The sequence below is a fragment of the Mumia flava genome (genome assembly GCF_002797495.1).
Lineage (GTDB): Bacteria > Actinomycetota > Actinomycetes > Propionibacteriales > Nocardioidaceae > Mumia > Mumia flava.
The window spans coordinates 2,487,888-2,511,622 of the sequence record NZ_PGEZ01000001.1; the positions used below are offsets into that span (position 1 = coordinate 2,487,888).

Annotated in this window: 15 protein-coding genes; 8 read left to right on the forward strand and 7 right to left on the reverse strand. The window is 71.8% G+C overall.

The window, feature by feature from the left end; genetic code table 11:
• The first annotated feature begins 22 nt into the window (after positions 1-22).
• The 3 genes from CLV56_RS11750 (at position 23) to CLV56_RS11760 (ending at position 4,150) form a co-directional block, all read left to right on the forward strand.
• On the forward strand, positions 23-2,170 hold the full coding sequence (locus CLV56_RS11750) for an acyltransferase family protein (protein ID WP_100414862.1): 2,148 nt from the start codon (positions 23-25) through the stop codon (positions 2,168-2,170).
• Positions 2,171-2,215: 45 nt separating this feature from the next.
• Positions 2,216-3,739, forward strand: a complete 1,524-nt coding sequence (lysS, locus tag CLV56_RS11755; RefSeq protein ID WP_039339890.1) for a lysine--tRNA ligase — start codon at positions 2,216-2,218, stop codon at positions 3,737-3,739.
• Positions 3,740-3,817: 78 nt separating this feature from the next.
• Entirely contained in the window at positions 3,818-4,150 is a 333-nt protein-coding gene (locus CLV56_RS11760) for a histone-like nucleoid-structuring protein Lsr2 (RefSeq protein WP_039339888.1), read from the forward strand.
• Positions 4,151-4,219: 69 nt separating this feature from the next.
• On the opposite strand, the gene CLV56_RS11765 is transcribed toward CLV56_RS11760, so the two are convergent.
• Positions 4,220-5,170 carry a class I SAM-dependent methyltransferase gene (locus CLV56_RS11765; protein WP_211288050.1) on the reverse strand — a complete coding sequence of 317 codons (951 nt, stop codon included), beginning with the start codon at positions 5,168-5,170 and terminating at the stop codon, positions 4,220-4,222.
• A 224-nt stretch (positions 5,171-5,394) separates the two neighbouring features.
• Between CLV56_RS11765 and CLV56_RS11770 the strand changes: the two genes are divergently transcribed.
• Complete coding sequence (locus tag CLV56_RS11770) at positions 5,395-7,062, forward strand: glycosyltransferase family 61 protein (protein ID WP_039339886.1); 1,668 nt, start codon at positions 5,395-5,397, stop codon at positions 7,060-7,062.
• On the opposite strand, the gene CLV56_RS11775 is transcribed toward CLV56_RS11770, so the two are convergent.
• Both CLV56_RS11775 and rfbB read right to left on the reverse strand, forming a co-directional pair.
• On the reverse strand, positions 7,059-8,456 hold the full coding sequence (locus CLV56_RS11775; protein WP_039339884.1) for a sugar nucleotide-binding protein: 1,398 nt from the start codon (positions 8,454-8,456) through the stop codon (positions 7,059-7,061). The two genes, CLV56_RS11770 and CLV56_RS11775, sit on opposite strands and share 4 nt — an antisense overlap.
• Positions 8,453-9,448 carry a dTDP-glucose 4,6-dehydratase gene (rfbB, locus tag CLV56_RS11780; protein ID WP_039340085.1) on the reverse strand — a complete coding sequence of 332 codons (996 nt, stop codon included), beginning with the start codon at positions 9,446-9,448 and terminating at the stop codon, positions 8,453-8,455. The genes CLV56_RS11775 and rfbB overlap by 4 nt, the downstream gene beginning before the upstream one ends.
• 265 nt (positions 9,449-9,713) lie before the next feature.
• On the opposite strand from rfbB, the gene CLV56_RS11785 reads away from it, so the two are divergent.
• Positions 9,714-11,390 carry a glycosyltransferase family 61 protein gene (locus CLV56_RS11785; protein WP_170224786.1) on the forward strand — a complete coding sequence of 559 codons (1,677 nt, stop codon included), beginning with the start codon at positions 9,714-9,716 and terminating at the stop codon, positions 11,388-11,390.
• 7 nt (positions 11,391-11,397) lie between these two features.
• Here CLV56_RS11785 and CLV56_RS11790 read toward each other — a convergent pair whose 3' ends face one another.
• Positions 11,398-12,705, reverse strand: a complete 1,308-nt coding sequence (locus CLV56_RS11790; RefSeq protein ID WP_039340083.1) for a UDP-glucose dehydrogenase family protein — start codon at positions 12,703-12,705, stop codon at positions 11,398-11,400.
• Between the two features lie 55 nt (positions 12,706-12,760).
• On the opposite strand from CLV56_RS11790, the gene rfbA reads away from it, so the two are divergent.
• Positions 12,761-13,621: a glucose-1-phosphate thymidylyltransferase RfbA gene (rfbA, locus tag CLV56_RS11795; RefSeq protein ID WP_039339880.1), complete on the forward strand. Its 861-nt coding sequence runs from the start codon at positions 12,761-12,763 to the stop codon at positions 13,619-13,621.
• Between the two features lie 3 nt (positions 13,622-13,624).
• On the opposite strand, the gene CLV56_RS11800 is transcribed toward rfbA, so the two are convergent.
• Positions 13,625-15,334 (reverse strand): glycosyltransferase family 61 protein, encoded by a 1,710-nt coding sequence (locus tag CLV56_RS11800; protein WP_039339879.1) that lies wholly within the window; start codon positions 15,332-15,334, stop codon positions 13,625-13,627.
• Between the two features lie 28 nt (positions 15,335-15,362).
• Positions 15,363-16,454: a hypothetical protein gene (locus CLV56_RS11805; RefSeq protein ID WP_157805146.1), complete on the reverse strand. Its 1,092-nt coding sequence runs from the start codon at positions 16,452-16,454 to the stop codon at positions 15,363-15,365.
• Between the two features lie 126 nt (positions 16,455-16,580).
• On the opposite strand from CLV56_RS11805, the gene CLV56_RS11810 reads away from it, so the two are divergent.
• Both CLV56_RS11810 and CLV56_RS11815 read left to right on the forward strand, forming a co-directional pair.
• The gene (locus CLV56_RS11810; RefSeq protein ID WP_100414864.1) at positions 16,581-18,698 is read left to right on the forward strand and encodes an acyltransferase family protein; all 2,118 of its coding nucleotides are present in this window, start codon (positions 16,581-16,583) and stop codon (positions 18,696-18,698) included.
• Between the two features lie 102 nt (positions 18,699-18,800).
• A complete protein-coding gene (locus CLV56_RS11815; protein WP_100414865.1) occupies positions 18,801-20,039 on the forward strand; it encodes a hypothetical protein in 1,239 nt (412 codons plus the stop codon).
• On the opposite strand, the gene CLV56_RS11820 is transcribed toward CLV56_RS11815, so the two are convergent.
• Complete coding sequence (locus CLV56_RS11820; protein WP_039339875.1) at positions 20,029-23,562, reverse strand: bifunctional glycosyltransferase/CDP-glycerol:glycerophosphate glycerophosphotransferase; 3,534 nt, start codon at positions 23,560-23,562, stop codon at positions 20,029-20,031. The genes CLV56_RS11815 and CLV56_RS11820 overlap by 11 nt on opposite strands.
• Positions 23,563-23,735 lie beyond the last annotated feature (173 nt).

Consider the following 23,735-nt stretch of genomic DNA (forward strand, 5'->3'; position numbering starts at 1 on the left):
ACGACCGGTAGCATGCCGCCCGATGGTCCCCCGTACATCCGGCGCTCGCACCGTGGCGCGTAGGCGCACGTCCGAGGATCGTCGTCGTCCCGAGATCCAGGGCCTGCGCGCCGTCGCCGTCGGCCTGGTGGTCGTGTTCCACCTCTGGCCGAACCGGCTCGGCGGCGGCTATCTCGGCGTGGACGTCTTCTTCGTGATCTCGGGATTCCTCATCACGTCCCATCTCCTGCGCGAGGTCGCAGCGACAGGGCGGGTGCGGCTCGGCCAGTTCTGGGCGCGGCGCGCGCGGCGCCTGCTCCCGGCCGCCTACCTGGTGCTCGGCGTCTCGCTGGTCGGCACGCTGCTGTGGGTGCCGGTGGGGCTGTGGCGGCAGTTCACCCGGGAGATCGGTGCGGCCGCGGTCTACGTCGAGAACTGGCAGCTGGCCCACGACGCCGTCGACTACCTGGCCGAGTCGAACGTGCCGTCGCCCGCGCAGCACTACTGGACCCTGTCCGCCGAGGAGCAGTTCTACCTGATCTGGCCGCTGCTCATCCTCCTCGGCATCGGGATCGCCGCGCTGGCGCGGCGACGCGGTGCCCGGCCCGGCGGCGGGGGACACCGGCGCGAGCGGGTCGCGATCGCCGCCGTGCTCGGAGTCGCCGTGGCCGCGTCGCTCGCCTACTCGCTGTGGCTGACCGGTGCCGACCCCGCGCGTGCGTACTTCGTCACCACGACCCGTGCCTGGGAGTTCGGCGCGGGGGCGTTGCTCGCGTTCGTCCCGGCGGCGGCCGCCGGAGGCTCGCGGGCCGTGCGTGCGCTGCTCTCGTGGGCCGGCCTCGCCGTGATCGTCGGATCCGCGCTGGTCTTCGACGCCAGGACGCCGATGCCGGGGACTGCGGCGATCTGGGTGGTCGTCGCCACCGGCGTGGTGCTGTGGGCGGGCCATCCCGCGCTGGCGTGGTCTCCGACGCACCTGCTGGCGTGGCGGCCCGTGCAGGCGATCGGCGACTGGTCGTACGCGATCTACCTGTGGCACTGGCCGCTCGTCGTGCTGCTGCCGTACGCGACCGGTCACCGCCTGACGACCGTCGACAAGGTCACGATCGCGCTCGCCTCGGTCGCCCTGGCGGCGGCGACCAAGCGGCTCGTCGAGGATCCGGTCCGCACGGGGCGTCGGTTCGGGATCCGGCGCCCGGCCGTCACGTTCACCCTGACAGCCGCGACGGCCGGCGCCCTGGTCGCGGCCTGCGTGGCGGGCGCATCGCTGGTCGAGCGTCGGGAGGCCGTGGCGGCCGAGCAGCGTGCGGAGGTCGCGGCGCACCCGTGCCTGGGCGCGGCGTCGCGGGATCCCGGTCTCGCGCAGCGCTGCGACGACGACGACTTCGCCGGGGTCATCGTTCCCGACCCTGCACTGGCCAAGGACGACGACCGGGGCCCTCGCGCGTGCCCCGAGTCGGTCGCCCCGCCGGGCGAGCGCCTCGTCGGCTGCACGTACGGCGACCCGCGGGCCGGCGTACCCAACCTCGCTGTGTTCGGCGACTCCCACGCCCGCGCGCTCGCGCCGATGCTGGAACCGCTCGTCGACCACGGCGACGTCACCGTCGAGATGTTCAGCCTCCCCGGCTGTCCGTGGACCACCCAGCGTGCCGGTTCCCGGATCGGACCGGACGGGGCCGCGGCCTGCGACGAGCTGAAGGAGCGGTTCGCGGCGACGTTGAGCGACGAGCCGGGACGCTTCGACGCGGTCCTCACGACCGCCCGGTTCACGAGCCTGCACGGGAGCACCGAGCATCAGACGGCCGCGATGCTCGAGGCATGGCGGCCGGCCGTGACCGCCGGGGTGCCGATCGTCGCCCTGCGCGACAACCCCGACGCCGGGCAGGCCCCGCGCACCAACCCCAACCTGTGCCTCGAGGAGGTCGGGGCCGAGGGCGCCGGCTCGTGCGCGCTGTCGCGGACGAAGGCGCTCGACGACATCCCTGATCCGCTGGCCCGTGCCGTCTCGCGCACCGGCGGCGCGACGCACGTCGACCTGTCCCGCTACTACTGCGACGACCGGACCTGCCCCGTCGTCATCGGCGGCGTCGACGTGTACCGCGACAACAACCACCTCACGGCCACCTACGCCGAGACGATGGCCCCGTACCTTCGCGAGGCACTCGTCGAGGCGAAGGTGGTGCGGCGCTGACCTGCTGAGCAGGCCGTCCGGTTCGCCCGACTACGCTTGAGCACCATGACCGACGTCCGTCCCGTTGCCCCGAGTGCCGCCGACTCCTTCGCCGAGGACGCCCCCGAGCAGATGCGGGTGCGGCTGGAGAAGCGCCAGCGCATGATCGACGCCGGGATCTCGCCGTACCCCCTGACGGTGCCGTTCACGCACACGATCTCGCAGATCGTCGGGTCGTACGACGCGGCGGAGCTCGGTCCGGACGCACACACGGGCGTCGAGGTCGCCACCGCCGGGCGGGTGATCTTCCTGCGCAACACCGGCAAGCTGTGCTTCGTCCGGTTGCGCGAGGGCAACGGAGCGGAGCTCCAGGCGATGCTGTCGCTGGCGGAGGTGGGGGAGGAGTCGCTCGCCGACTTCAAGGCGCTGGTCGACATCGGCGACCACCTCGCGGTCCGCGGCGAGGTGATCACGAGCCGGCGTGGCGAGCTGTCCGTCCAGGTCGGGTCGTGGCAGCTGGCCGCGAAGACGCTGCGCCCGCTTCCCAACGAGCACAACCCCCTGTCGGACGAGGTCCGCGCGTCGATGCGCTACGTCGACCTCGTCGTACGCCCGCAGGCGCGCGAGGTGGTCCGCGCGAAGGCGAAGGTCCTGGCGTCGCTGCGCCGGACGCTGGACGACCGGGGCTTCGTCGAGGTGGAGACTCCGGTGCTGCAGTTCACGAACGGCGGCGCGGCGGCACGTCCGTTCAAGACCCACATGAATGCGTTCGATCAGGAGATGCTGCTGCGGATCGCTCTCGAGCTCCATCTCAAGCGCGCGCTCGTCGGCGGAATCGACCGGGTCTACGAGATCGCGAAGACATTCCGTAACGAAGGCGTGGACAACACCCACAATGTCGAGTTCGCGATGCTCGAGGCCTATCAGGCCTATGGCGACTACCACGCGATGGCCGACCTGATTCGCGATCTCGTGCGCAATGCCGCCTCGGCGCTGGGCCGCAGCGTGGTGGAAGGGCGCGACGGCGTCGAGATCGACCTCGACGCCGAATGGCGTTGGGCGAGCATCCACGAGCTGGTCGGCGAGGCGGTCGGGGCTCCGGTCGACGTCGACACGGGAGCCGAGGTCCTGCGCGAGCACGCCGCGCGCCACGACGTCGCACTCAAGGACGGCTGGGGCGCCGGGGAGATCGTGCTGGAGCTGTTCGAGAAGCTCGTCGAGCACACGCTGATCCAGCCGACCTTCGTGGCGGACTACCCCCAGTCGGTGCGGCCGCTGGCCAAGCCGCACCGCACGAAGCCGGGCCTCGCCGAGGCGTTCGACCTGATCATCAACGGCGTCGAGCTCGCCCCCGCGTACTCCGAGCTGAACGACCCGGTGCTCCAGCGCGCGCTGCTCACCGAGCAGGCCGAGCTCGCGGCGGCGGGCGACCCCGAGGCGATGGAGGTCGACGAGGACTTCCTGCGGGCGCTCGAGTTCGGGATGCCCCCCGCGGGAGGAATGGGTCTCGGGGTCGACCGCCTCGTCATGCTGCTCATGAGCGTCGGAATTCGCGAGGCCATTCTTTTCCCCGCCGCGCGAGAATCCTGACTATTCGGGACTTTTCCGGTTTCGCAGTCGTGCCATTTGGTTTGGCATTTTCTGGTGGCGTCGTTTAATGTCGGCTCCATGGCCCAGAAGATTCAGGTAATCCTGGTGGACGACGTCGACGGTGGCGATGCCGACGAGTCGATCTCGTTCGCCCTCGACGGGGTCAGCTACGAGATCGACCTGTCGACGAAGAATGCGCAGAAGATGCGCGACGCACTCGCGCCGTACATCGCCGAGGCCCGACGCGTCGGCGGTCGCCGTCGGTCGGGCTCGTCGCGTCGGGGCAAGGCGAGCGCGGGAGCCGGTTCGGCTGCCGACGTCCGGGCCTGGGCGCGGGAGAACGGGTACGAGGTGTCGGATCGGGGACGCGTCCCCGAGGAGATCCGCGCCGCCTACGACGCCGCCAACTGACGCGGCTCACCGACGCCGTCCGTCGCGGAGCGAGGGGGTCTCCGCGGCGGGCGGTTCTGTGTGCCGGCCTCAGGCCATCGGAGGCAGCGCCCGGAGCGCGTCCCAGAGGTCGTCGAGCTTCTCCTCGCCGGCCTCGCGACGGCGTACGAGCTCGGGCCAGACCTCGAGCGCGAGCAGCTGCTCGGGGTCGACGGCCCGTGACCGGTGGAGGACCTCCGACGGCACCTCCTGCGGGTCGGGCGCCGTGCAGTACGCGAGCTCGGCGTCGACGATCGACGGGCCGAGGGCGTTCTGTGGGTCGACCCCGACGATGACGACCGTGCCCGTCGGAGCGGTGTTCACCGGCACGACGAGCAGGTCGGGCCGGTGGCGAGCGAGCACGTCCGCGACCTTGAAGACGTCGCCTGCCCATGCCGCCGTCCGCCGGTCCCGGGCCGCCTCGAGCGGGTTGCGCGGCAGCATGTCGTCGAGGACGACGACGGCTGTGCGCGCGAGGTGCCGCTCGGTGTTGACGAAGTCGCGCAGCGCGAACTCCGACAGGTGCATCCCGTCGATGAAGGCGAGGTCGATCGGCACGCCCTCGAAGTGTGCGAACGCGTCGGGCCGTTCGAAGAACGCGTCACTGGTGGCGCGGACGAGATCCAGGTCGCAGTGAACCGGGTGGGTGACGCCGAACGCGGGATCCACGCCGATCGTGCGCGTCCGCGAGAGGCGCAGCGACCCGCCGGTGTTCACGCCGACCTCGAAGTACGTCCGAGGCCGTACGCGCTCGTGCAGCGCGGCGAGCAGCTCGTGCCGCGACATCGTCGGCCGGAGGTGTGGTGCGAACGGGTCGGACGGCACGCTCTTCGGGCGGGAGGCGGCCCGGCCGGCCGGCCGGCGACGCTTCCTCACGGGCGCGGGAGGTGGTTGGAGGCGCTTCGCGAGCCTCGTGCGGACCCGGCGCTCGGTCGCCCGGAGGCGGTCCGTCCGTGGCTTCCCGAGGACGGCGTCGAGCTGGTGGCCGACCGTGGTGCGCATGCCCATCCGGATTCCCCGTTCCTGTCGCGCGTGGGGCGACGCTAGCACGCGCGCGGGTCCGGACAGAACGGTCGAGGAGAGGGCGCGGGACGGCGTCGGTGAACCCGCCGGTCACTACCGTGGGGCGCATTCTCACGCAGGGAGGTGGACGAGTGCGGGGGATTCGACGCAGGAGACGGCGGTCGTCCGGGTCACGCGTTCGGCAGGCTGCCGGGACCAGGCTCGTGGACCGGTACGCCACGCTGCTCCCGTCCGGCGGGCGACGCGTCGTCGCGGTCGTGGCCGACGGGTCGGTGACGAGGGAGGTGACCCCCTACCTGGACGACTTCGGCGACGACGACGTCCTCCTCCTCACCGGATCGGACCCACCGGCCGTCGCGCGCGACGGCGTCGCGGTCCGCGTGTGCCCGGGGCTCGACGACGTGCACCAGGCGCTGAAGGAGACCGGGCCGGTCGACCTCGTGGTGGTCGTGCGGCGGATGGGCTCGGCCGATCACCTGCGTGCGTGGCAGCGGCTCTTCTTCCACCTGAGGCCCGGCGGGGCGTACGTCGTGGACCGGACGGGCGTCGCGGACGACGATCGGGTGTTCGAGCGGTCGCTGTCGGCGTCGGCGTGGCTGATCGGCACGTCGGAGGACGACCTGCCCGCGATGCCGAGGGTCCGTCGAGAGCGGCTCCTCGCGATCGGTGAGGTGCTCCAGGCACCGGACTACCTGATCGCGACGAAGCGCCGCCGCCATCTGCTCAAGGTCCGCGAGTACGAGGCGCCCGCGCTGCTGCCGGTGCGAAGCCGGCACCGGCTCGAGGTCCGCGAGCTGGCGGCGGAGCCGGGCGGCACCTTCACGTCCTCCGCTCGGATCCACTCCTACGAGGCGACGCACCCGATTCCTCACCTGGAGACGGCGTTCGACCACCCTCCGATCCGCATGCGTCACTACGAAGGCCCGATCGTGCTCGGTCACAACGGCCTGGCGATCAGCGGTGACTCGGTGCTGCCCGAGTCCTTCCGCTACCACCAGGTGCGCGCCCCGAAGACGGCGGCTCCGGACGTCGGGCCGGCGTGGGTGCGTCGTCCGCGTGGGCTGGCGTCACCTCGCCACCTCGACGGCCGCTTCTACTACCTGGACTACCGCTTCGCCGGCCACTTCGGGCACTTCATGACCGACGCGCTGTCGCGTCTGTGGGGTTGGGACCAGGCCAAGCGGGAGCTGCCCGACCTGAAGATCCTGTTCGGCACCCGACCCTGGAAGCCGACGACGTCGCAGCTGGAGTACTCCGTCCTCAAGGGGTTCGGGATCGATCGTGCCGACGTCGTCCGCGTCGAGGAACCGGTGACGGTCGACGCGATGGTCGGGGTGACCCCGCTGTGGCACAACTCCCCGCCCTACCACGCCAACCCTCGGACGACGGAGATCTGGAGCCGGCTGGGTGGGATGGCGGCAGGCGACGCGCCGCGACCCGAGCGGATCTTCGTGTCGCGCCGTACGGGCCTGAAGAACCGCGACTGCACGAACGCCGACGAGGTCGAGCGCTTCTTCGCGGACCGCGGGTTCGAGATCCTCTACCCGGAGGACCACCCGCTCGCCGTCCAGGCGGGCATCTTCGCGCACGCCCGGGTCGTCGCCGGATTCGGAGGATCCGGTTTGTTCAACCTCGCCTTCGCCCAGCAGGTGGAGACCCTGATCATCCTGAACCACGAGTGGTACGGCGCTCGCAACGAGCACCTGATCGCCTGCCTGCTCGGCGTCGACACGCACTACTTCTGGAACGAGGCCGTGACAGCGCCGAAGACCCCGGGGGTGTACGACGCGGACGCCTACCAGTCGGCCTGGCGCTTCGACTTCGCTCGGCACGGCGAGCGGCTGGACGGACTCGTCCGTTCGGTGCCCTAGGCGCGGAGGCCGTCGCTCAGGTGCTCCGCGAGCGCGCGCCGTCCGTCCCGTGGCTCGAACCCGGTCGCGCGGATCTTGTCGAGCCTCAGCACGCTGTGCGCGGGCCGGGGCGCCATCGCCTTGCCGGCGCCGTACTCGGCCGTGCTCACCCGCGTGACGTCCGCCCGGTCACGACCGGACGCCGCGAACACGTCGGCGGCCACGTCTGCCCAGCTCTGCGGCTCGCCCGAGCAGGTGAGGTTGTAGGTGCCGTACGGCGCGCCGGTCTGCAGCAGGTGGGCGATCCCGGCAGCGAGGTCCGTCGTGAAGGTGAGCCGGCCGACCTGGTCGTCGACGACCGACGGGGACACGCCCGAGCCGGCGAGCCGCGCCATCGTGGCCACGAAGTTGCCGCCGTCGCCGATCACCCACGACGTCCGGACGACGTAGTGCCGCGGCACCGTCGAGACCAGCGCGTCCCCGGCGGCCTTGGTCTGCCCGTAGACCCCCAGCGGGGAGCACGGCTCGTCCTCGCCGTGCTCCGGCCGGGTCCCGTCGAAGACGTAGTCCGAAGACACGTGCACCAGCGTCAGCCGGTGGTCGACGGCGATCCGTGCGAGCGCCGCGACCGCCGTCACGTTGGTCGCCCACGCCTCGCGACGTCCGTCCGGGGTCTCGGCGGCGTCGACCGCGGTGTAGGCGGCGGCGTTCACCACGGTGTCGTACGCCGACCAGTCGAGCGCGCCGAGGGCGGCCGGGTCGGTGATGTCGAGCTCGGCGCGACCGAACGCGTCGGCCCGGGGCAGGGCAGCGCGCAGCGCGCGGCCGAGCTGCCCGTTCGCGCCGAGGACCAGGGTCCTGCGCGGCGGGACGGGCGTGACGTCGGTGAGCCGTGGGGCGTCGCGGTCCTTTGCGCTCAGCGCGGCGTCGGCGAGCCCGATCGGCCAGGTGATCGCCAGCGTCTCGTCCGCGACGTTCACCGCGGCGTACGTCGCGTCCGCGCGCCAGTGGTCGTTGACCAGGTACGAGTAGGCGGTCGCGTCCTCGAGCACCTGGAAGGCGTTCCCCACGCCGCGTGGGACGAACACCGCGACGCCGGGGTGCAGCTCGTGCGTGACCACGGTCCCGAACGTCTCGCCGGGGCGCAGATCCACCCACGCGCCGAACGCACGCCCCGTGGTGACGGAGACCAGCTTGTCCCACGGCTCCGCGTGGATGCCGCGGGTCGTGCCGGTGCTCGCGTTGAACGACACGTTGTGCTGGACCGGGCCGAAGTCGGGGAGACCGAGCGCGATCATCTTCTCGCGCTGCCAGTTCTCCTTGAACCACCCGCGGTCGTCCCCGTGCACGGGGAGGGTGACGACGAGCAGGCCGGGGATCGCGGTGCCGGCGACGCGCAGGTCCTCCGGCGTCACTGGCCGCTCCTCGCGTACGCCGCCTCGACCGCGTCCTTGTGCGGACGCCACCACGCCTCGTGGTCGCGGTACCACTGCAGCGTGGCCGCCAGGCCCTCCTCGAAGTCGGTGAACGACGGGCTCCAGCCCAGCTCGGTCCTTAGCTTCGTGGAGTCGATCGCGTACCGCAGGTCGTGGCCGGGACGGTCCGCCACGAGGTCGTAGTCGTCCTCGGAGCGACCCATGATCCGCAGGATCGCCTCGACCACCTCGCGGTTGCTGCGCTCGCCGTCGGCGCCGACGAGGTACGTCTCGCCGGGGCGGCCGTGCTGCACGATCGTCCACACGGCTGCACTGTGGTCGGAGGTGTGGATCCAGTCGCGGACGTTGCGGCCCTCTCCGTACAGCCTCGGGCGTCGACCGTCGATCAGGTTGGTGATCTGGCGGGGGATGAACTTCTCGATGTGCTGCCACGGCCCGTAGTTGTTGGAGCAGTTGCTGATCGTCGCCGCGACGGCGAACGAACGGACCCACGCGCGCACCAGCAGGTCCGAACCGGCCTTGGTCGAGGAGTACGGGCTCGACGGGTCGTACGGGGTCGACTCGGTGAACCGCGCCGGGTCGTCGAGCTCGAGGTCGCCGTAGACCTCGTCGGTCGACACGTGGTGCAGGCGGGTCCCGTGCTGCCGGACCGCCTCGAGCAGGGTGTAGGTGCCGACCAGGTTGGTGTGCACGAACGGGCTCGGGTCGTGCAGCGAGTTGTCGTTGTGGGACTCGGCGGCGAAGTGCACGACGACGTCGGCTGCCGCGACCAGCGGGTCGACGGTCTCGGCGTCGGCCACGTCTCCGACGACCAGCGCCACGCGCCCGGGCGGAAGACCGTCCAGGGACGCGCGACTCGCCGCGTACGTGAGCTTGTCGAGCACCGTGACCCGGGCGTCGGTGTGCTCGGCGAGGTGGTGGACGAAGTTGGAGCCGATGAATCCGGCTCCGCCGGTGACCAGCACGTGCATGCGGTCAGCGTAGACGGGCCGGACGTCGGCGGGTGGTGCCGACCGGCGGGCCCGACGACCGGCGGGCCGAGACGTCACCCAGTGTTCAGGCAACGTTCTCCCGGCAGGTCTGCGACCTGCGCTCGCGACTGAGTACGTTCGACGGCGTCGCGCGAGGGCCGGCGACGGGGACGGAGGACGCGTGGGAGTGGCGGGACGCGCACGGCGCAGGTTGGAACGGGGGCGTCAGCGACCGGTCGTGTCGGGGGCACCGGACGGCCCGGCCGTGGCGCTGACCCGTGCCCGCCGGGCCGTGGTCCTGGCGGACCGGGTCCGCGGCCCGGAGCTGGCGATGTGGCTCGACCGCGTCGCTGACGCCGACGTGATCGTGCTGGCCGCGCACGAGCGCCCCGACTGGGACCTCGGTCGTCGTGGGGCCCGCTACCAGAAGGCGAGCCGCCCGGACCGGATCCACGAGGTCCTCTCCGTGCTCGGCCCGGTCGACGCCGTCGTGAACCTGCGGCGGGAGGGCGGTCAGACGCATCGTCGGCTGTTCGAGGCGGCGTTCTTCCATCTGCGCCACGGGGGCCTGTACGTCGTGCCGCGGGCCGCGATCGACGACCGGGTCGACTCGGGCGGGCAGGCCGGCGGCTTCCTGAAGCGGGTCGCGCACCTCTCGAGGCGGGTGGGGCTCGACTTCTCCGAGCTGAGCGACCTGCCACGCGAGGAGCGGGAGCTCTCGCTCGCGGTGAAGGCGACGACGATCTCGACCGACGAGGTGACGATCCAGAAGAACGGCAACCACCTCCTCAAGGTGCGGCACGCGAACGCGACGGCCGTGCTGCGGCGCCGCTCGGAGTCGCTCGGGGTCGACGAGCTGGCGGTCCTGGACGGGGGAGCGGTCCGGACCGGCACGCGCGTGGTGACGCACGGTCCACCCGAGACCCAAGGGCGCTTCAGCGTTCCGCTGACGTACCCGACGCTGCACCTGCGCCGCTACGACGGCGCGATCGGCCTGGCTCCGGAGGGCCTCGTCGTCAGCGGTGACTCGGTCCTTCCCGACTCGTTCCGGTGGCACCTGTCGCCGCAGGCGAACAACGCCGGGCTCTACTTCGCGAGCGAGCACTTCGCGCGCCTGCGCTCGGAGGCCGCGCCGGTCCGGCACCTCGACGGCGCGTTCTACCACCTCGACTACGCGAACCCCGGCCACTTCGGGCACCTCACCACCGAGGCGCTGGCGAAGCTCTGGGGCTGGGAGCAGGCCAAGGATCGGATCCCCGACCTCAAGCTGATCCACAGCCGCGGCGAGCACCACCACCGGGTCCCGTCGCTCGAGCAGCGCTTCCTGGACGCCTTCGGAGTCGACGAGGCCGACGTGGTCGTCTTCGACGAGCCGGTCACGGTCGACACGCTGGTCTGCGCCACGCCGATGTGGCACAACGCCGACCCGTTCTACGCCCACCCTGGGATTCTCGACACGTGGGAGCGCATCGCCGCCGGCCTGCCTGCGTCCTCGGTCGAGGCAGGGCCCCGGATCTTCGTGTCGCGACCGCCGGCCGCGAAGAACCGCGCGTGCCGCGACACACAGGCGGTCGAGGACTACTTCCGCGACGCCGGCTTCAGCATCGTCCGTCCGGAGCGCCACCCGCTCGCGGAACAGGCCTCCATCTTCGCGGGCGCGCGGGTCGTCGCCGGCTTCGGCGGGTCGGCGATGTTCAACCTGATGTACGCGCGGAACCTCGAGCGCGTCGTCGTGCTGAGCAGCGCGAGCTACGACTCGCAGAACGAGTACTTCTACGCAGCCGTCCGGGGCGCCGACATCCACTACTTCTACGGCGACACCGACGTGGCGCAGCCGGACGACGGATGGAGCTACGCCGCCTACCAGTCGTCGTGGTCTTTCGACCTCGACCGGTTCCGCGACGACCTCGACCGGACCGTCGCCGTCGGCGTCTCGTCCTAGCGGCGCCTCAGCTGCGGCCCAGGCCGCGGTACGTCCATCCCGCCCCGCGCCACGCCTGCGGGTCCAGAGCGTTGCGGCCGTCGAAGATCCGCGGCTCGGCGACCAGCCCTGCGACCCGTGCGGGATCGAGGCCGAGGTAGAGCGGCCACTCGGTCAGCAGCATCACGAGGTCGGCGCCTGCGACGGCGTCCTCGACGTCCCCGACGAACGTCAGCTCGCCGTACGTCCGGGCCGCGGTCCGCAGCGCCTGCGGGTCGGTGACCCGGACCTCCGCGCCGTGCTGGTGCAGCCGGCGTGCCACGTCGAGTGCCGGGGAGTCGCGCACGTCGTCGCTGTTGGGCTTGAACGCCGCGCCGAGGACGGCGATCCGGCGGCCCGACACCGACCCGTCGAGCATCTCGCGAGCGACCTCGGCCGCGCGCTCGCGGCGCCTCAGGTTGATCGAGTCGACCTCGCGCAGGAAGGTCAGGGTCTGGTCGGCGCCGAGCTCGCCGGCCCGGGCCATGAACGCGCGGATGTCCTTCGGGAGGCATCCGCCGCCGAACCCGAGGCCGGCGTTGAGGAACTTGCGGCCGATCCGGGCGTCGTGGCCGATCGCGTCGGCGAGGGCGCTGACGTCGCCGCCTGCCACCTCGCACAGCTCGGCCATCGCGTTGATGAACGAGATCTTGGTGGCGAGGAAGGAGTTGGCCGCGACCTTGACCAGCTGGGCGGTCGCCTGGTCGGTCACGACCAGCGGGGTGCCCTCGGCGAGCGGCGCTGCGTACACCTCGTCCAGCACCGCCTGCGAGGTCGTGTCGTCGTCGTCGAGACCGTAGACCAGGCGGTCGGGGTGCAGGGTGTCCTTGACGGCGAACCCCTCGCGGAGGAACTCCGGGTTCCACACGAGCCGGGCACCCGGGACGGCCGTACGGAGGGCCTCGGAGAGCCGCTCGGCGGTCCCGACGGGAACGGTGGACTTGCCCACCACCACGTCGCCCGGCCGTACGTGGGCGATCAGCTCGGCGAACGCCTCGTCGACGAACGTGAGGTCGGCGGCGTTCTCGCCGGCCTTCTGCGGCGTCCCGACGCAGAGGAAGTGCACGCGGGCCCCGGCGGCGTCGGACATCTTCGTGCTGAAGCGCAGCCGACCCGTCGCCCGGGCCCGGGTCAGCACCTCCGGCAGCCCCGGCTCGTAGAACGGGGGCTCGCCGCGCTCGAGGAGGTCGACCCGCTCGGGGTCGACGTCGATCCCGACGACCTCGTGCCCGACGTCGGCCATGCAGGCGGCGTGGACGGCTCCGAGATAGCCGCACCCGATCACTGAGACTCGCACGCGTCGACGGTACCAAGCGGCCGAGAAGACCCCGTGCGTCCTTACGATGCTGGCCATGCGCGGAATCATCCTGGCCGGGGGCACCGGATCGCGCCTGCACCCGGTGACCCAGGGCATCAGCAAGCAGCTGGTCCCGGTCTACGACAAGCCGATGATCTACTACCCCCTGTCCACGCTGATCCTCGCGGGGATCCGCGACATCCTCGTCATCACCACCGAGCACGAGGCCGAGCAGTTCCACCGGCTGCTCGGCGACGGGTCACGGTTCGGGGTCTCGCTGTCGTACACGGTCCAGCCGAGCCCGGACGGGCTCGCGCAGGCGTTCCTGCTCGGCGCCGACCACATCGGCGGCGGACCGGTCGCGCTGGTGCTCGGCGACAACATCTTCTACGGCCCCGGCACGGGTCACCAGCTGCGCCGGTTCCGCGACGTCGACGGGGCGTCGATCTTCGGCTACTGGGTGCAGGACCCGAGCGCGTACGGCGTGGTCGAGTTCGACGAGGCCGGGCGGGCGCTGTCCTTGGAGGAGAAGCCCGCGCAGCCGCGCAGCCGCTACGCGGTGCCGGGCCTCTACTTCTACGACTCCGACGTCGTCGGCCTCGCCCGGACGCTGCGACCGTCGGCGCGCGGCGAGCTCGAGATCACCGACCTCAACCGGCTGTACCTCGAGCAGGGCCGGCTGGCGGTCGAGGTGCTTCCTCGGGGGACCGCGTGGCTGGACACCGGGACGTTCGACTCGCTGAACGACGCGTCGAACTTCGTCCGCACGCTCGAGGCCCGGCAGGGCCTCAAGGTGGGGGCGCCGGAGGAGGTCGCGTGGCGTGCCGGCTTCCTCACCGACGACGAGCTGCGGGAGCGGGCCGAGCCGCTCGTCGCCAGCGGGTACGGCGCGTACCTGCTGGGGCTGCTGGACTGACCGTCAACCGAGCGAGGCCAGAAGGCTCCGCAGCGCGGCGCCGTTGCCCTCGAAGTCGAACGACCACGCCGACTTGAAGGCCTCGGCGGCGTACCCGTCCTGCGGGTGCTCGATCTCGGGAGGCGACCAGAAGTAGTCGAGCTGTCCGCCCAGGACTGCGGCGAACATGTGCTCGTTGCGGGCGATGTAGGCCTCGTGGGTCAGCACGATCAGATGCTCCAGCTGCGCGCAGTGCATCACGTTGAACAGCCCGGAGCCACCGAAGCCCGCCACCACCCGCGCTCCGCGGAAGAGCCCGGCCTGCTCGGGCAGGCTCAGCTCCTCGGGATAGACGATCGCGAACCCGTGATCGGCGAAGACCGCCTCGACCTCCGGCGCGTTGCGGCACGGACGGTGCGCGAGCGTGTCGCGACGGGACACGAAGATCTTGTCCGCGGACGACGGCGGCTCGACTGCGAGGTTGCGGGTGATCGCCGACCAGGTCTCGGCGATGTCGGGATGGACGTACTGCGGTGCTGCCTGGTGCCACATCGGCGTCGCACCCACGACGGACTCCAGCCACACCGGACGGTCGACCGTGACGATGTCGTCGGGCGCGATGCCGAACGACGTGAAGAGCTGGGTCTCGAGCGCAGGGATGCGCTGGTTCGGCCACGACAGCCTGAACGCCGCCTTGAGGTCCGGGATCTGCGCCTTCGCCTGCGGCCACCCCCACAGCCGCGAGAGCACCTCGGTCGTGATGTGTCCGAACGCGGCAGGGTACGGAGAGTCGAGGAAGTAGTAGTGACCGTGCAGGACCTCCCTCGGCACGAGGTTCTGCTCGGGCGGGACGACGGAGAACGCATCGGTGACGTTCTCCAGCTTCGCGTTCGTCAGCTCGTCGCGCAGGTGCCAGCGGAAGGACTCGGGCAGGACCGAACCCTCGGTGTAGAGCAGCGAGTGTGACGCCCACGCGATCCTCCCCTCGTAGTGGCGGAGGTTGAGCGGCGGACACTCCATCACCTCCGGCAGGCCGTCGACCGGCCCGCGCGCCCCGTGCGAGCGCACGGTCGACCGGATGGCGAAGCTGCGGGCCTTGCGGCGCGCCAGGAGGGTGGTGGTCGCGCCGTCGCGTCGGGTCGGCAGCGCGCGATCGACCTCACCGTCGCGCAACCGGAGCAGATGGGTGCCTCGCTTCACGGCGACGGTCGTCCCGGGTGTCGCGGTGACCTGCTCCACGCTGCCGGCGAGGCCGGGGCCGTCGCTCGTGGTCCCCGCCACGAGCCGCCGGTTGAGGTTCTCGATGTCGGCACCGGCGGCGTGCCCGGAGGGATGCAGGACGACGTAGACGCCCCCGGGTCGGAGGTGGAGCCACGCCCTGCGCCACAGCCGGACGTGGGAGAGGTCCGGATCGTCGGAGGCGTCGACGATCGCGTCGACCGGCCCGCTGCGCCGTAGGTGCTGCTCGATCGCCTTCAGCGACGGAGCCGGCACGTGCTGGACCTGCCGCTCGGAGAGGCGCCAGACCGGTCTGGCGCGGACCGAGAGCACGGTCGTCTCGCAGTCGGGGAAGGTGTCGAGGACGCGCTCCCCGAGGTCGTTCGGCCCGCGGCGAGCGATGACCACGACGCGCTCGAACGTGTCGACGGAGCCCGCCGGGAGGTGGCTCGCGAGCCCGCCGTCGGCCGTTCTCGTCGATCCGGCGCGTGAGGGCTTCCGTCGCAGAGACACCATGGTGTGCCGAGTCTAGGGGTCCGTCCGCTCAGACGTCCCGTCGCCGGTGCGCCGGCAGGCGAGCGGCGTACTCGCCGGACTCGCGCTGCTCGTCCACGCGCTGCGCGAGGGCCGACGCGAGAGCCCGCACGGCCGCCTCCTCGACCTGCGCGTCCAGCCCGGCGAGCGGGTCGTCGCTGAACGACGACGAGCTCGGGCGCAGATCGGCCAGGTCGCCCACGACGTCGTAGCCGCGCTCGGAGATCCAGGTGATCCACCGCTCGCTCGTCTCGCGGCACCAGCCCTCGACCCGCCGCGGGAGGAGGGGCGGCGGGCTGCTCTGGTCGCGCAGCAGGTGGGCCATGTACGGCTTGGCGACCTGGGCGTAGCCGGCCCGCGGTTGGGCGAGGCGCTGGCCGAGGGCGACGTTGACCCGCCGGAGCAGCTCGGCCTGGACGTAGCCGAGGCTCGGATTGCCGCGGTCGACCGAGGTGTCGAGCGTCTCCGGGCTGACACCGACGACGGAGCAGAACTGCGCCAGGAGCCTACGAGGGTCCGTGGATGCGCTGGGGAGCACCACCAGGTGGACCCGCTCCGGTCCCGACGCCGCGCCCCACCGGCGTGCGACGGCCTGGAGCCCTTGGTGACGCCAGAACGACCGCGCGAGCGGTTCCTTCGCGACGACGGCGTCGACGAACTCCGGGTAGCCGTAGGTCTGGCGGCTCTTGATCCGCTCCTGCCACGCCGACGGGATCTGACGGGCCAGACTCCGTGCGGTGACCACGATGTGCAGCTCGAACCCGTCGAAGCACCGGCGCACGTCGCCGATCTGGTCCGGGGTGCACGCGGCCAGCTGTTCCTGGCTCAGCAGGACGTCGCGGGTGGGGGCGGTCGCGGCACGCTGCCTCAGGTCGTCGAGCACCTTCTCGGAGGTGACCACGTCCAGCGCGGGGTCGAGCCGGCGGCGGGCCGCGAGCATCACCGCGTAGGCGCCCGAGTGGGAGTCGGGAAGGATCGAGAGGTCCTGCTCGCCCAGCTGTCGGCGCGAGCGCCAGAGGACGTTCTGGAGGTAGGTCGTACCGGTCTTCGGCAGACCCACGTGCACGAAGCACCGGCGTGCGGGGGAGCTCGTGTGACTCATTCCTGTCGATCGTACGGCGGCGAGCGGGTGCGGGCGCACCGAACGTCGGGCAGCCTGGCAGACTGGTGCGGGGCCGTGACCGGTCCGGCCCACTCGTCGTCGCCTCGCAGAAGAGCTCACAGCGCCATGTCCGTCGTCACCCAGAAGCCGCCCGCAGCGGCGTCGAGGACGGCAGCGACGCCGGTCCGGACCGACATCCAGGCGATGCGGGCGGTTGCGGTCGCGGCGGTGGTGATCTACCACGTCTGGCCGACGTCGTTGTCCGGCGGCTACGTCGGGGTGGACGTCTTCTTCGTGATCTCGGGATTCCTGATCACGTCCCACCTGCTGCGGCACCCTCCCCGCGGTGGCCGTGATCTCGCTCAGTTCTGGTCGCGTCGGATCCGCAGGTTGCTGCCGGCGTCGTTGCTGGTGCTGCTCGCCACGCTCGCGGCGACGTACCTGGTCGCTCCGGAGACCCAGTGGGCCAACACGGCCCGCCAGAGCGGAGCCGCCGCGCTGTACGTGGTGAACTGGCTGCTCGCCGGCGACGCCGTCGACTACCTCGCGGCCGAGAGCGCCGCGACGCCGGTGCAGCACTTCTGGTCGCTGTCGGTCGAGGAGCAGTTCTACCTCGGGTGGCCGATCCTCGTGCTCGCGCTGGTCTGGCTCGCGCGCCGCCGCAACCTCCCGGTGATGCGGGCCGTCGGTGTGGGGCTCGGCCTGGTCGTGGCAGCGTCGTTCGCGTTCTCGGTGACCGAGACGGTGACCGACCCGGCGCGCGCCTACTTCGTGACGCCGACGCGGGTGTGGGAGCTGGGGATCGGCGCCCTGCTCGCCGTGGCGGTGGCTGCGACGGCCCCGAGGCGGTGGTTCGCCGGCGTCGGCCCGGTGGCGCGCGACCTGCTTGCCGTGCTGGGGCTCGCCGCGGTCGCCCTGGCGGTCGTCACGTACTCGTCGGCCACGCCGTTCCCCGGCTGGCAGGCGGCCGTTCCGGTGCTCGGGGCGGCGCTCGTGATCGCTGCGGTGCCGTCCGCCGAGACCGGCCCGGTGGGTCGGATCATGGCCCTGCGCCCCGTGCAGTGGCTGGGTGACGTGTCGTACTCGGTCTACCTGTGGCACTGGCCGCTCATCGTGCTGGTGCCGTACGCGAGCGGCGGGAGCGCCGGGTGGCTGGACAAGGTCGTGATCGTGCTGGCGACCCTCCTGCTCGCAGGGGTCACGAAGACGCAGGTCGAGGACCGGTTCCGGACGGGCTCGTGGGGACGTCCGCTGGTCAAGCCGTACGCTCTGGCGGCGGTCGGGATGGCAGCGGTCCTGGTGGCCTCCTGGGCGCTGTCGACGGCCCTCGAGCGGCAGCAGGAGGAAGCGCAGCGCGCCCTCGCGGAGGCCGTGCGCGGTGACGACCCGTGCTTCGGCGCCGCCGCGCTGGACACCCCGGAGACCTGCCCGCCCGTCGACGGCGACGACGTCGTGCCGGCGCCGGCCGAGGCGGCGACCGACAAGTCGGCGGCGTACGAGGACGTCGGCGGGCAGGACTGCTGGTCCTACCTGCCGCGGTTCCGCACGGTCACGTGCACGTTCGGTGATCCCGACGGTCAGGTCTCGGTCGCTCTCGTCGGCAACTCGCACGCCGGCCAGTGGCTGCCGGCCCTGGAGGCCGTCGCCGAGCAGCGCGGCTGGCGGATCACGACCTACCTCGCCTCGCGGTGCGCGATGGCCGCCACGCCGCAGGCCTTCGACTCCTCCAGCGGCACCGACGCCTGTGCCGACTGGGTCGATCGCACGGCGCAGGACATCGTCGACGACCAGCCCGACCTCGTGCTGATGACGAACCGGATCTCGGCGCAGTCCGTGGACGGCGACACCGCCGAGGACTTCCGCGCCGGCTATCGCGACGTGCTCGCGCGCTGGGACGCCGCCGAGCTCGACGTCGTCGCGCTGGCCGACACGCCCTTCCCGGCGCCGACGACCGGGGCGGTCCCCGAGTGCGTGGCGCTCCACACCGACGACCTCGACGCATGCTCGGGGGAGCGGGCCGACTGGCTGCCGCCCGACCCGGTGGAGCAGGCGGCCGCCGACGTCGGTGGCCGGAACGTCACGTACGCCGACCTGAACGACCACGTGTGCGGGCCGCGCCGCTGCGAGTCCGTCGTCGGAGGTGTGATCGTGTACTTCGACGGCTCCCACCTCACCGCGACGTACGCCCGGACGATCGCGCCGTACCTGGGTCCCGTGCTCGACGGGTCACTCGGGGGACGCTGAAGCCGCACCGTCCGGCTAGGGTGGCCTCCGACATCGGTGGCGCCCCGGAGCGGTCGGGACCAACTCACCATCTGCGCCGAGTCACAGGAAAGGTGTCGCGTCATGGCCGATCTGCTGCTGCCCGAAGGCAGCCTGCTCCTGCACATCGGACCTCAGAAGACGGGGTCGACGGCGATCCAGGCCGCACTGCACGGCAACCGTGAGCGTCTGTCCGAGTACGACGCGGCGTATCCGGGGTCGCGGCTGCGCGAGCGGCGCGCGGGATGGGCCGCGATCGGGGGTGCTGCGCGGGGCCGCCCGACCCCACGGATCGAGGAGTGGAACGCCTTCGTCGACGAGGTCTCCCGGACCAACGCCGCGAGGATCTGCGTGAGCAACGAGGACTTCGCCCAGGCTCCGGCCGACCGTGTCCCGGCCATCGTCGAGGACCTCGGAGGCGATCACGTGCACGTCGTGGCCGTGGCCCGGCGGTTGGACCGGTTGCTGCCGTCCCAGTGGCAGGAGCGCGTCAAGGCGCGTCAGACCGCTACCTACCTGCAGTGGCTCGACACGATCCTGCGGGACCCGGACTCCCGTGCCGCCCACCGCGTGTGGAACGCGCACGACCTCGAACGGATGGTCGGACGCTGGGTCGACGTGGTCGGTCCGGAGCGCTTCACGCTGATCGTCAGCGACGACAGCGATCGCGGGCTGCTGGCCCACACCTTCGAGGACATGCTGGGGCTTCCGCAGGGCCTCCTGGTCGGCGTGGAGGACGAGTCGTCGAACTCGTCGCTCTCCTACACCCAGACCGAGCTGGTCCGTCGCATCAACGAGCAGTTCGACGAGCGCGGTTGGTCTGACGAGCTGTATCTTCAGGCCGTGCAGTCAGGCATCATCTGGCCGCTGCGCAACGCGCCGAAGGCTCCGAAGTCCGACCGTCCGCCGCCGCTTCCGGACTGGGCCCGCACCCTGGTTGCCGACATGAGCGAGGAGCGGGTCGCGGTGATCGAGCGCCTGGGTGTCCGGGTCGTCGGTGATCCGAGCGTGCTCCTCGTGCCGCGTGATCAGCCAGGTGCGGACGAGGCCGACTTCGTACCGCCGGACGAGGTCCCCGTCGAGCTCGCGGCCTTCGCGGTCGCCAGCACGATCGAACGGCTGACCGCGGCCAGGACGCGCGAGACGACGCGGGCACGGAAGAAGGTCCGGGCGCTGCGACGGAAGAACCGCGCGCTGCGTCGCGAGGTCCGCGCGCTCGGACGCGACGCTCCCGACACCGGGCTCCGTGCACGGACGGCGTCGGTGGCCCGACGTGCCAAGCAGCAGGTGGCGTCCCTGCGGCGACGCGGCTCTACTCGCTGAAGAAGGCCTCGATCACCCGGTCGGTCGCCCGGCCGTCGTGCAGCGCGTTGTACGTCTTGTTGAAGGTGGCGATCGCGTCGGCGTAGGTCGCGCGGACACCGTCCAGGTCGTTCAGCGCGTCGACGACGGCCTCGGTCGACGCGACCAGCGGGCCGGGGGCGGTCGGCGCGAAGTCGAACAGCGGCGGGCGGGCGCCGAAGTAGTCGTCGAGGTCCGGGACGAAGAACACCATCGGCTTGCCCGTCAGCGCCCAGTCGAAGCGCAGCGACGAGTAGTCGAGCACCGCGACGTCGGCGGCGAGCGTCAGGTCGTTGATCTCGGGGTAGTCCGTCACGTCGATCACGCGGGCCTTTCCGCGGACACGGTCCAGCTCGCGCTGGTTGTTGTTGTGACCGCGGAGCAGGATCACGGCGTCGTCGCCCAGGCCCGACGCGAGCGCGTCGAGGTCGAGCTCGTCGAAGCGCTTCGCGGCGTACGTCCTGGTCGTCAGGTGGTCGCGGTACGTCGGGGCGTACAGGACCGCGCGCTGAGCATCACTGATGCCCAGCCGGCTGCGCACGTCGGCCCGGATCCGTCCGGCCTCGGGCGACACCAGCGCGTCCGCGCGGGGGTAGCCGCTCACCAGGATCTCGCCGTCGTAGTCGTACTCGGCGCGGTAGAGGTCGGCACAGAACGGCGCCGGGACGAGGATCGCGTCCCAGTCGGCGTTGCGGCGGGCGATCTCGCGCGCGATCCGCTCCTCGGTCCAGCCCTTTCCGGCCCAGAAGCTGCGACCCATCGACTTGAACGGGTAGCCGTGGAACGTCTGGAGGTAGCGCTGGTACGGGCGCTTGCGGAAGAACCCGTCGAAGTCGATGTTGTTGCACAGGTAGCGTGCGGACGCCAGCTTCTCGTACCACTCGGTCGACCCGATCAGCAGCCGCACCGCACCGTCGGGCAGCTCGCTCGAGGTGTCGGCCGTGCCCCAGTAGATCGTCAGGTCGGGGCGGGAGCGTCGCAGCCCGTGGTGCAGGGCGATCTGACTGTCGGTCGCGAACTCCCCGCGGTAGCACTGCAGCAGGACCGCGTCCTCCGGCTCCGCATCCGCGGTCTCGTAGGCGGCACGCAGCCGGGTCTGGTGCACGCGGGCGCGCTCGGTGTCACGCAGCGGAGCGTTCACGGCGACGCGGACCACGTCGTCGCGCGAGGCGGTCAACCGTGCTCGCAGGTCGCCGTTCGCGAGCTCGAGCGGGCACAGCGCACCGAACGCTCCGGACGGTGCCATGAGCGTGTCGCCGCCGGCCCCACCGGGGACCACGAACTCGTAGAAGCCGGTCGGGATCGGCATCGGGGTCCCGCCGAAGTCCGCCCAGCGGCTCGGGAAGTCCAGACGGTACCGCCCCTCGTCGACGTCGGTGACCGACTCGACCGCGACGTCGCGCTGCGCGTTGCGCATCACGGCGCTGCGCAGCTGCTCCCCCTCGACCCCCAGCGTGGAGACGACGAGGGAGAGGTGGTCGTCGCTCAGCTCGCCGTTCTCGATCTCGACCCGGACCGCAGGGACGGACCCGACGACACCGAGTGCCGGCGAGCCCCGCCAGGCCGTGCCGTCGAAGGCCCCACGGACATCGGTCCCCGGCGCGACCACGGCAGGCGTCTTGACGTCGCCGTCGCTGACCTCGAGACGCCAGCTGCCGGGCTCGGCGTCCGCGAGGTCGAGGGTGAACGGCACCGCGCCGTCCGCGTCGACGTGGCCGGTGTGGGCCCGCACCGTCCCGGCGATCCCGGTACGTCGCGCTCGCACCACCCGCGGCGTCGTCCCGTCCGGGACGGTGAGGCGGCCGGTCAGCTCGCCCGCGGGGGTGACGGACAGACGGTCGGCCACGAGGAGCGCCGCGCGGGGCTGCACCGCGACGACGAACCCGAGGCTCGGATCCCACCGCGGCGTGACGAGCGTGTCGCCGACCCAGCGCGACTCGAGGTTCGTCGGGGTCGCCGACGAGCCGGGCACCGACTCGACGAATCCGCCGGTGCGCTCGATCCCGTCGACCACGACGCGGACCCGCAGGCTCCAGGTCCCGTGTCCCGATCGGACCAGCTCGGCGACGTCGACGTCGGCGGCGAAGCCGCTGCGGGAGTACTCGGCGTGCGGGTGGGGCGTGGTGAGGGAGGCGCGGTGCTCGACCACGTGCTCCAGCCCGGTCACGTCGACCCGCTCGTCGCCGCCGACGCGCTCCCACCACAGCTCCGTCGTCGGCGTGGACGCCACGTCGAGGCCCTCGACGTACGCCCAGCCGCGCAGGGCGACGGTGTGGTCGTCCGGCCAGGTGGCGCCGATCAGCCTCGCGCTGGCCCTGGTCTCGAGCTCCGAGAGCTCCAGGAGGGTGCGCGGCATCTGGGGGTCGAGCTCGTCGAGGATCGGGAGCTCGGCGACCAGGCGGCCGTCCTCCACGCGGGTCGGGAAGGGGATGCCCGCACGGTTGCGGTAGTGGTCGATGTCGGCCACCTGGTCCCACAGACCGCGCGAGGCGTGCCACGCCCGGAGCTTCTGGTAGACCGGCACGTGCGCCCAGGCCTCGGGAGAGGCGAGCGCGACGTGTCGGGCGAAGGCGGCCTCGAGGACCGCGCGGTACTCGTCGTCCGCAGCCAGGGCGTGCCGGATGAACGGCGTCAGGTCCATCGCCAGGACCCGGCCGAGCCAGGCGGCGAAGACCTCCGCAGACGCCTCGCGCCCCAGCACCTCCTGGGCCTCGGCCTTCACCTCGACCCGGTCCTTGAGGTTCTGCAGCATGTGCTTCTGCTGGCCGGTCGAGGTCTGGTTCTCGCGGATCCGCCACAGGTAGGTGACCCGCTTCAGGATGTCGAACCGGGTCGCGCGGGTGAACGCCTGCACCATCGGGACGTGGTCCTCGTAGGCGATCCCGCCGCGGAACCCACCGACCTGCTCGACCCAGAAGTCCCGGCGCAGCATCCGGTTGCAGGCGATCACGTCCTGCAGGATGTCGGGGTAGTCGTCGATCGTGATCCCGATCCGGTCGCGGTCGTGGATCGCGAGGTTCCACGGGGCCTTCGAACGCCGGCCGTTCTGGATCCGCTGCACGTTGCCCAGCGAGAAGTCCGAGCCGCTCGCCTGGAGCCCGCGGACCATCGCGGCGTACGAGCCGGGCGGGATGATGTCGTCGGCGTCGAGGAACGTGATGAACTCCCCGCGGGCGTGCTCGACCCCGAGGTTGCGGGCCGCGCCCTGCCCGGCGTTCTCCTGCCGGTACGCGTGGACCCGGTGGTCGGCGTGCGCGTAGCGCTCGATGACAGCGGGCGAGTCGTCGGTCGACCCGTCGTCGACCACGATCACCTCGAGGTTCTCCAGCGACTGCGAGAGCACGCTGTCGAGACACTCGGCGAGGTAGTCCTCGACGTTGTAGACCGGGATGATCACGCTCAGGACAGGCGTGCGCACGTGCGGGCGCAGCCGCGCACGCAGAGGCGCGGGGACGCGCTGCCAGACCTGGCGCGCGGCACGCGTGACCGCCGTGTTCCGAGCCATGCGGGGTGATCTCCTTCGTCGGGTGGCAGCGCAGACCCAGAGGGTGGCGGCGCTGCCGGTGGTCGCCGTTCAGGGTAACCGGGCGGGCGAGCAGGAGGCTGCGCGCCACGGTCCGGCTGGCTCGCGGTGCACGGAACTCGGCGCCCGCTCACACCGGCGATGCGCTCGAGCCG

Bases quoted from the DNA above. Each gene is read 5' to 3' on its own strand.
- CLV56_RS11815 (WP_100414865.1), top strand. From the start codon at position 18,801: ATGGCCGATCTGCTGCTGCCCGAAGGCAGCCTGCTCCTGCACATCGGA.
- CLV56_RS11760 (WP_039339888.1), top strand. From the start codon at position 3,818: ATGGCCCAGAAGATTCAGGTAATCCTGGTGGACGACGTCGACGGTGGC.
- rfbA (WP_039339880.1), top strand. From the start codon at position 12,761: ATGCGCGGAATCATCCTGGCCGGGGGCACCGGATCGCGCCTGCACCCG.
- CLV56_RS11800 (WP_039339879.1), bottom strand. From the start codon at position 15,334: ATGGTGTCTCTGCGACGGAAGCCCTCACGCGCCGGATCGACGAGAACG.
- lysS (WP_039339890.1), top strand. From the start codon at position 2,216: ATGACCGACGTCCGTCCCGTTGCCCCGAGTGCCGCCGACTCCTTCGCC.
- CLV56_RS11765 (WP_211288050.1), bottom strand. From the start codon at position 5,170: ATGCGCACCACGGTCGGCCACCAGCTCGACGCCGTCCTCGGGAAGCCA.
- CLV56_RS11805 (WP_157805146.1), bottom strand. From the start codon at position 16,454: ATGAGTCACACGAGCTCCCCCGCACGCCGGTGCTTCGTGCACGTGGGT.
- CLV56_RS11810 (WP_100414864.1), top strand. From the start codon at position 16,581: ATGTCCGTCGTCACCCAGAAGCCGCCCGCAGCGGCGTCGAGGACGGCA.
- CLV56_RS11820 (WP_039339875.1), bottom strand. From the start codon at position 23,562: ATGGCTCGGAACACGGCGGTCACGCGTGCCGCGCGCCAGGTCTGGCAG.
- rfbB (WP_039340085.1), bottom strand. From the start codon at position 9,448: ATGCACGTGCTGGTCACCGGCGGAGCCGGATTCATCGGCTCCAACTTC.
- CLV56_RS11750 (WP_100414862.1), top strand. From the start codon at position 23: ATGGTCCCCCGTACATCCGGCGCTCGCACCGTGGCGCGTAGGCGCACG.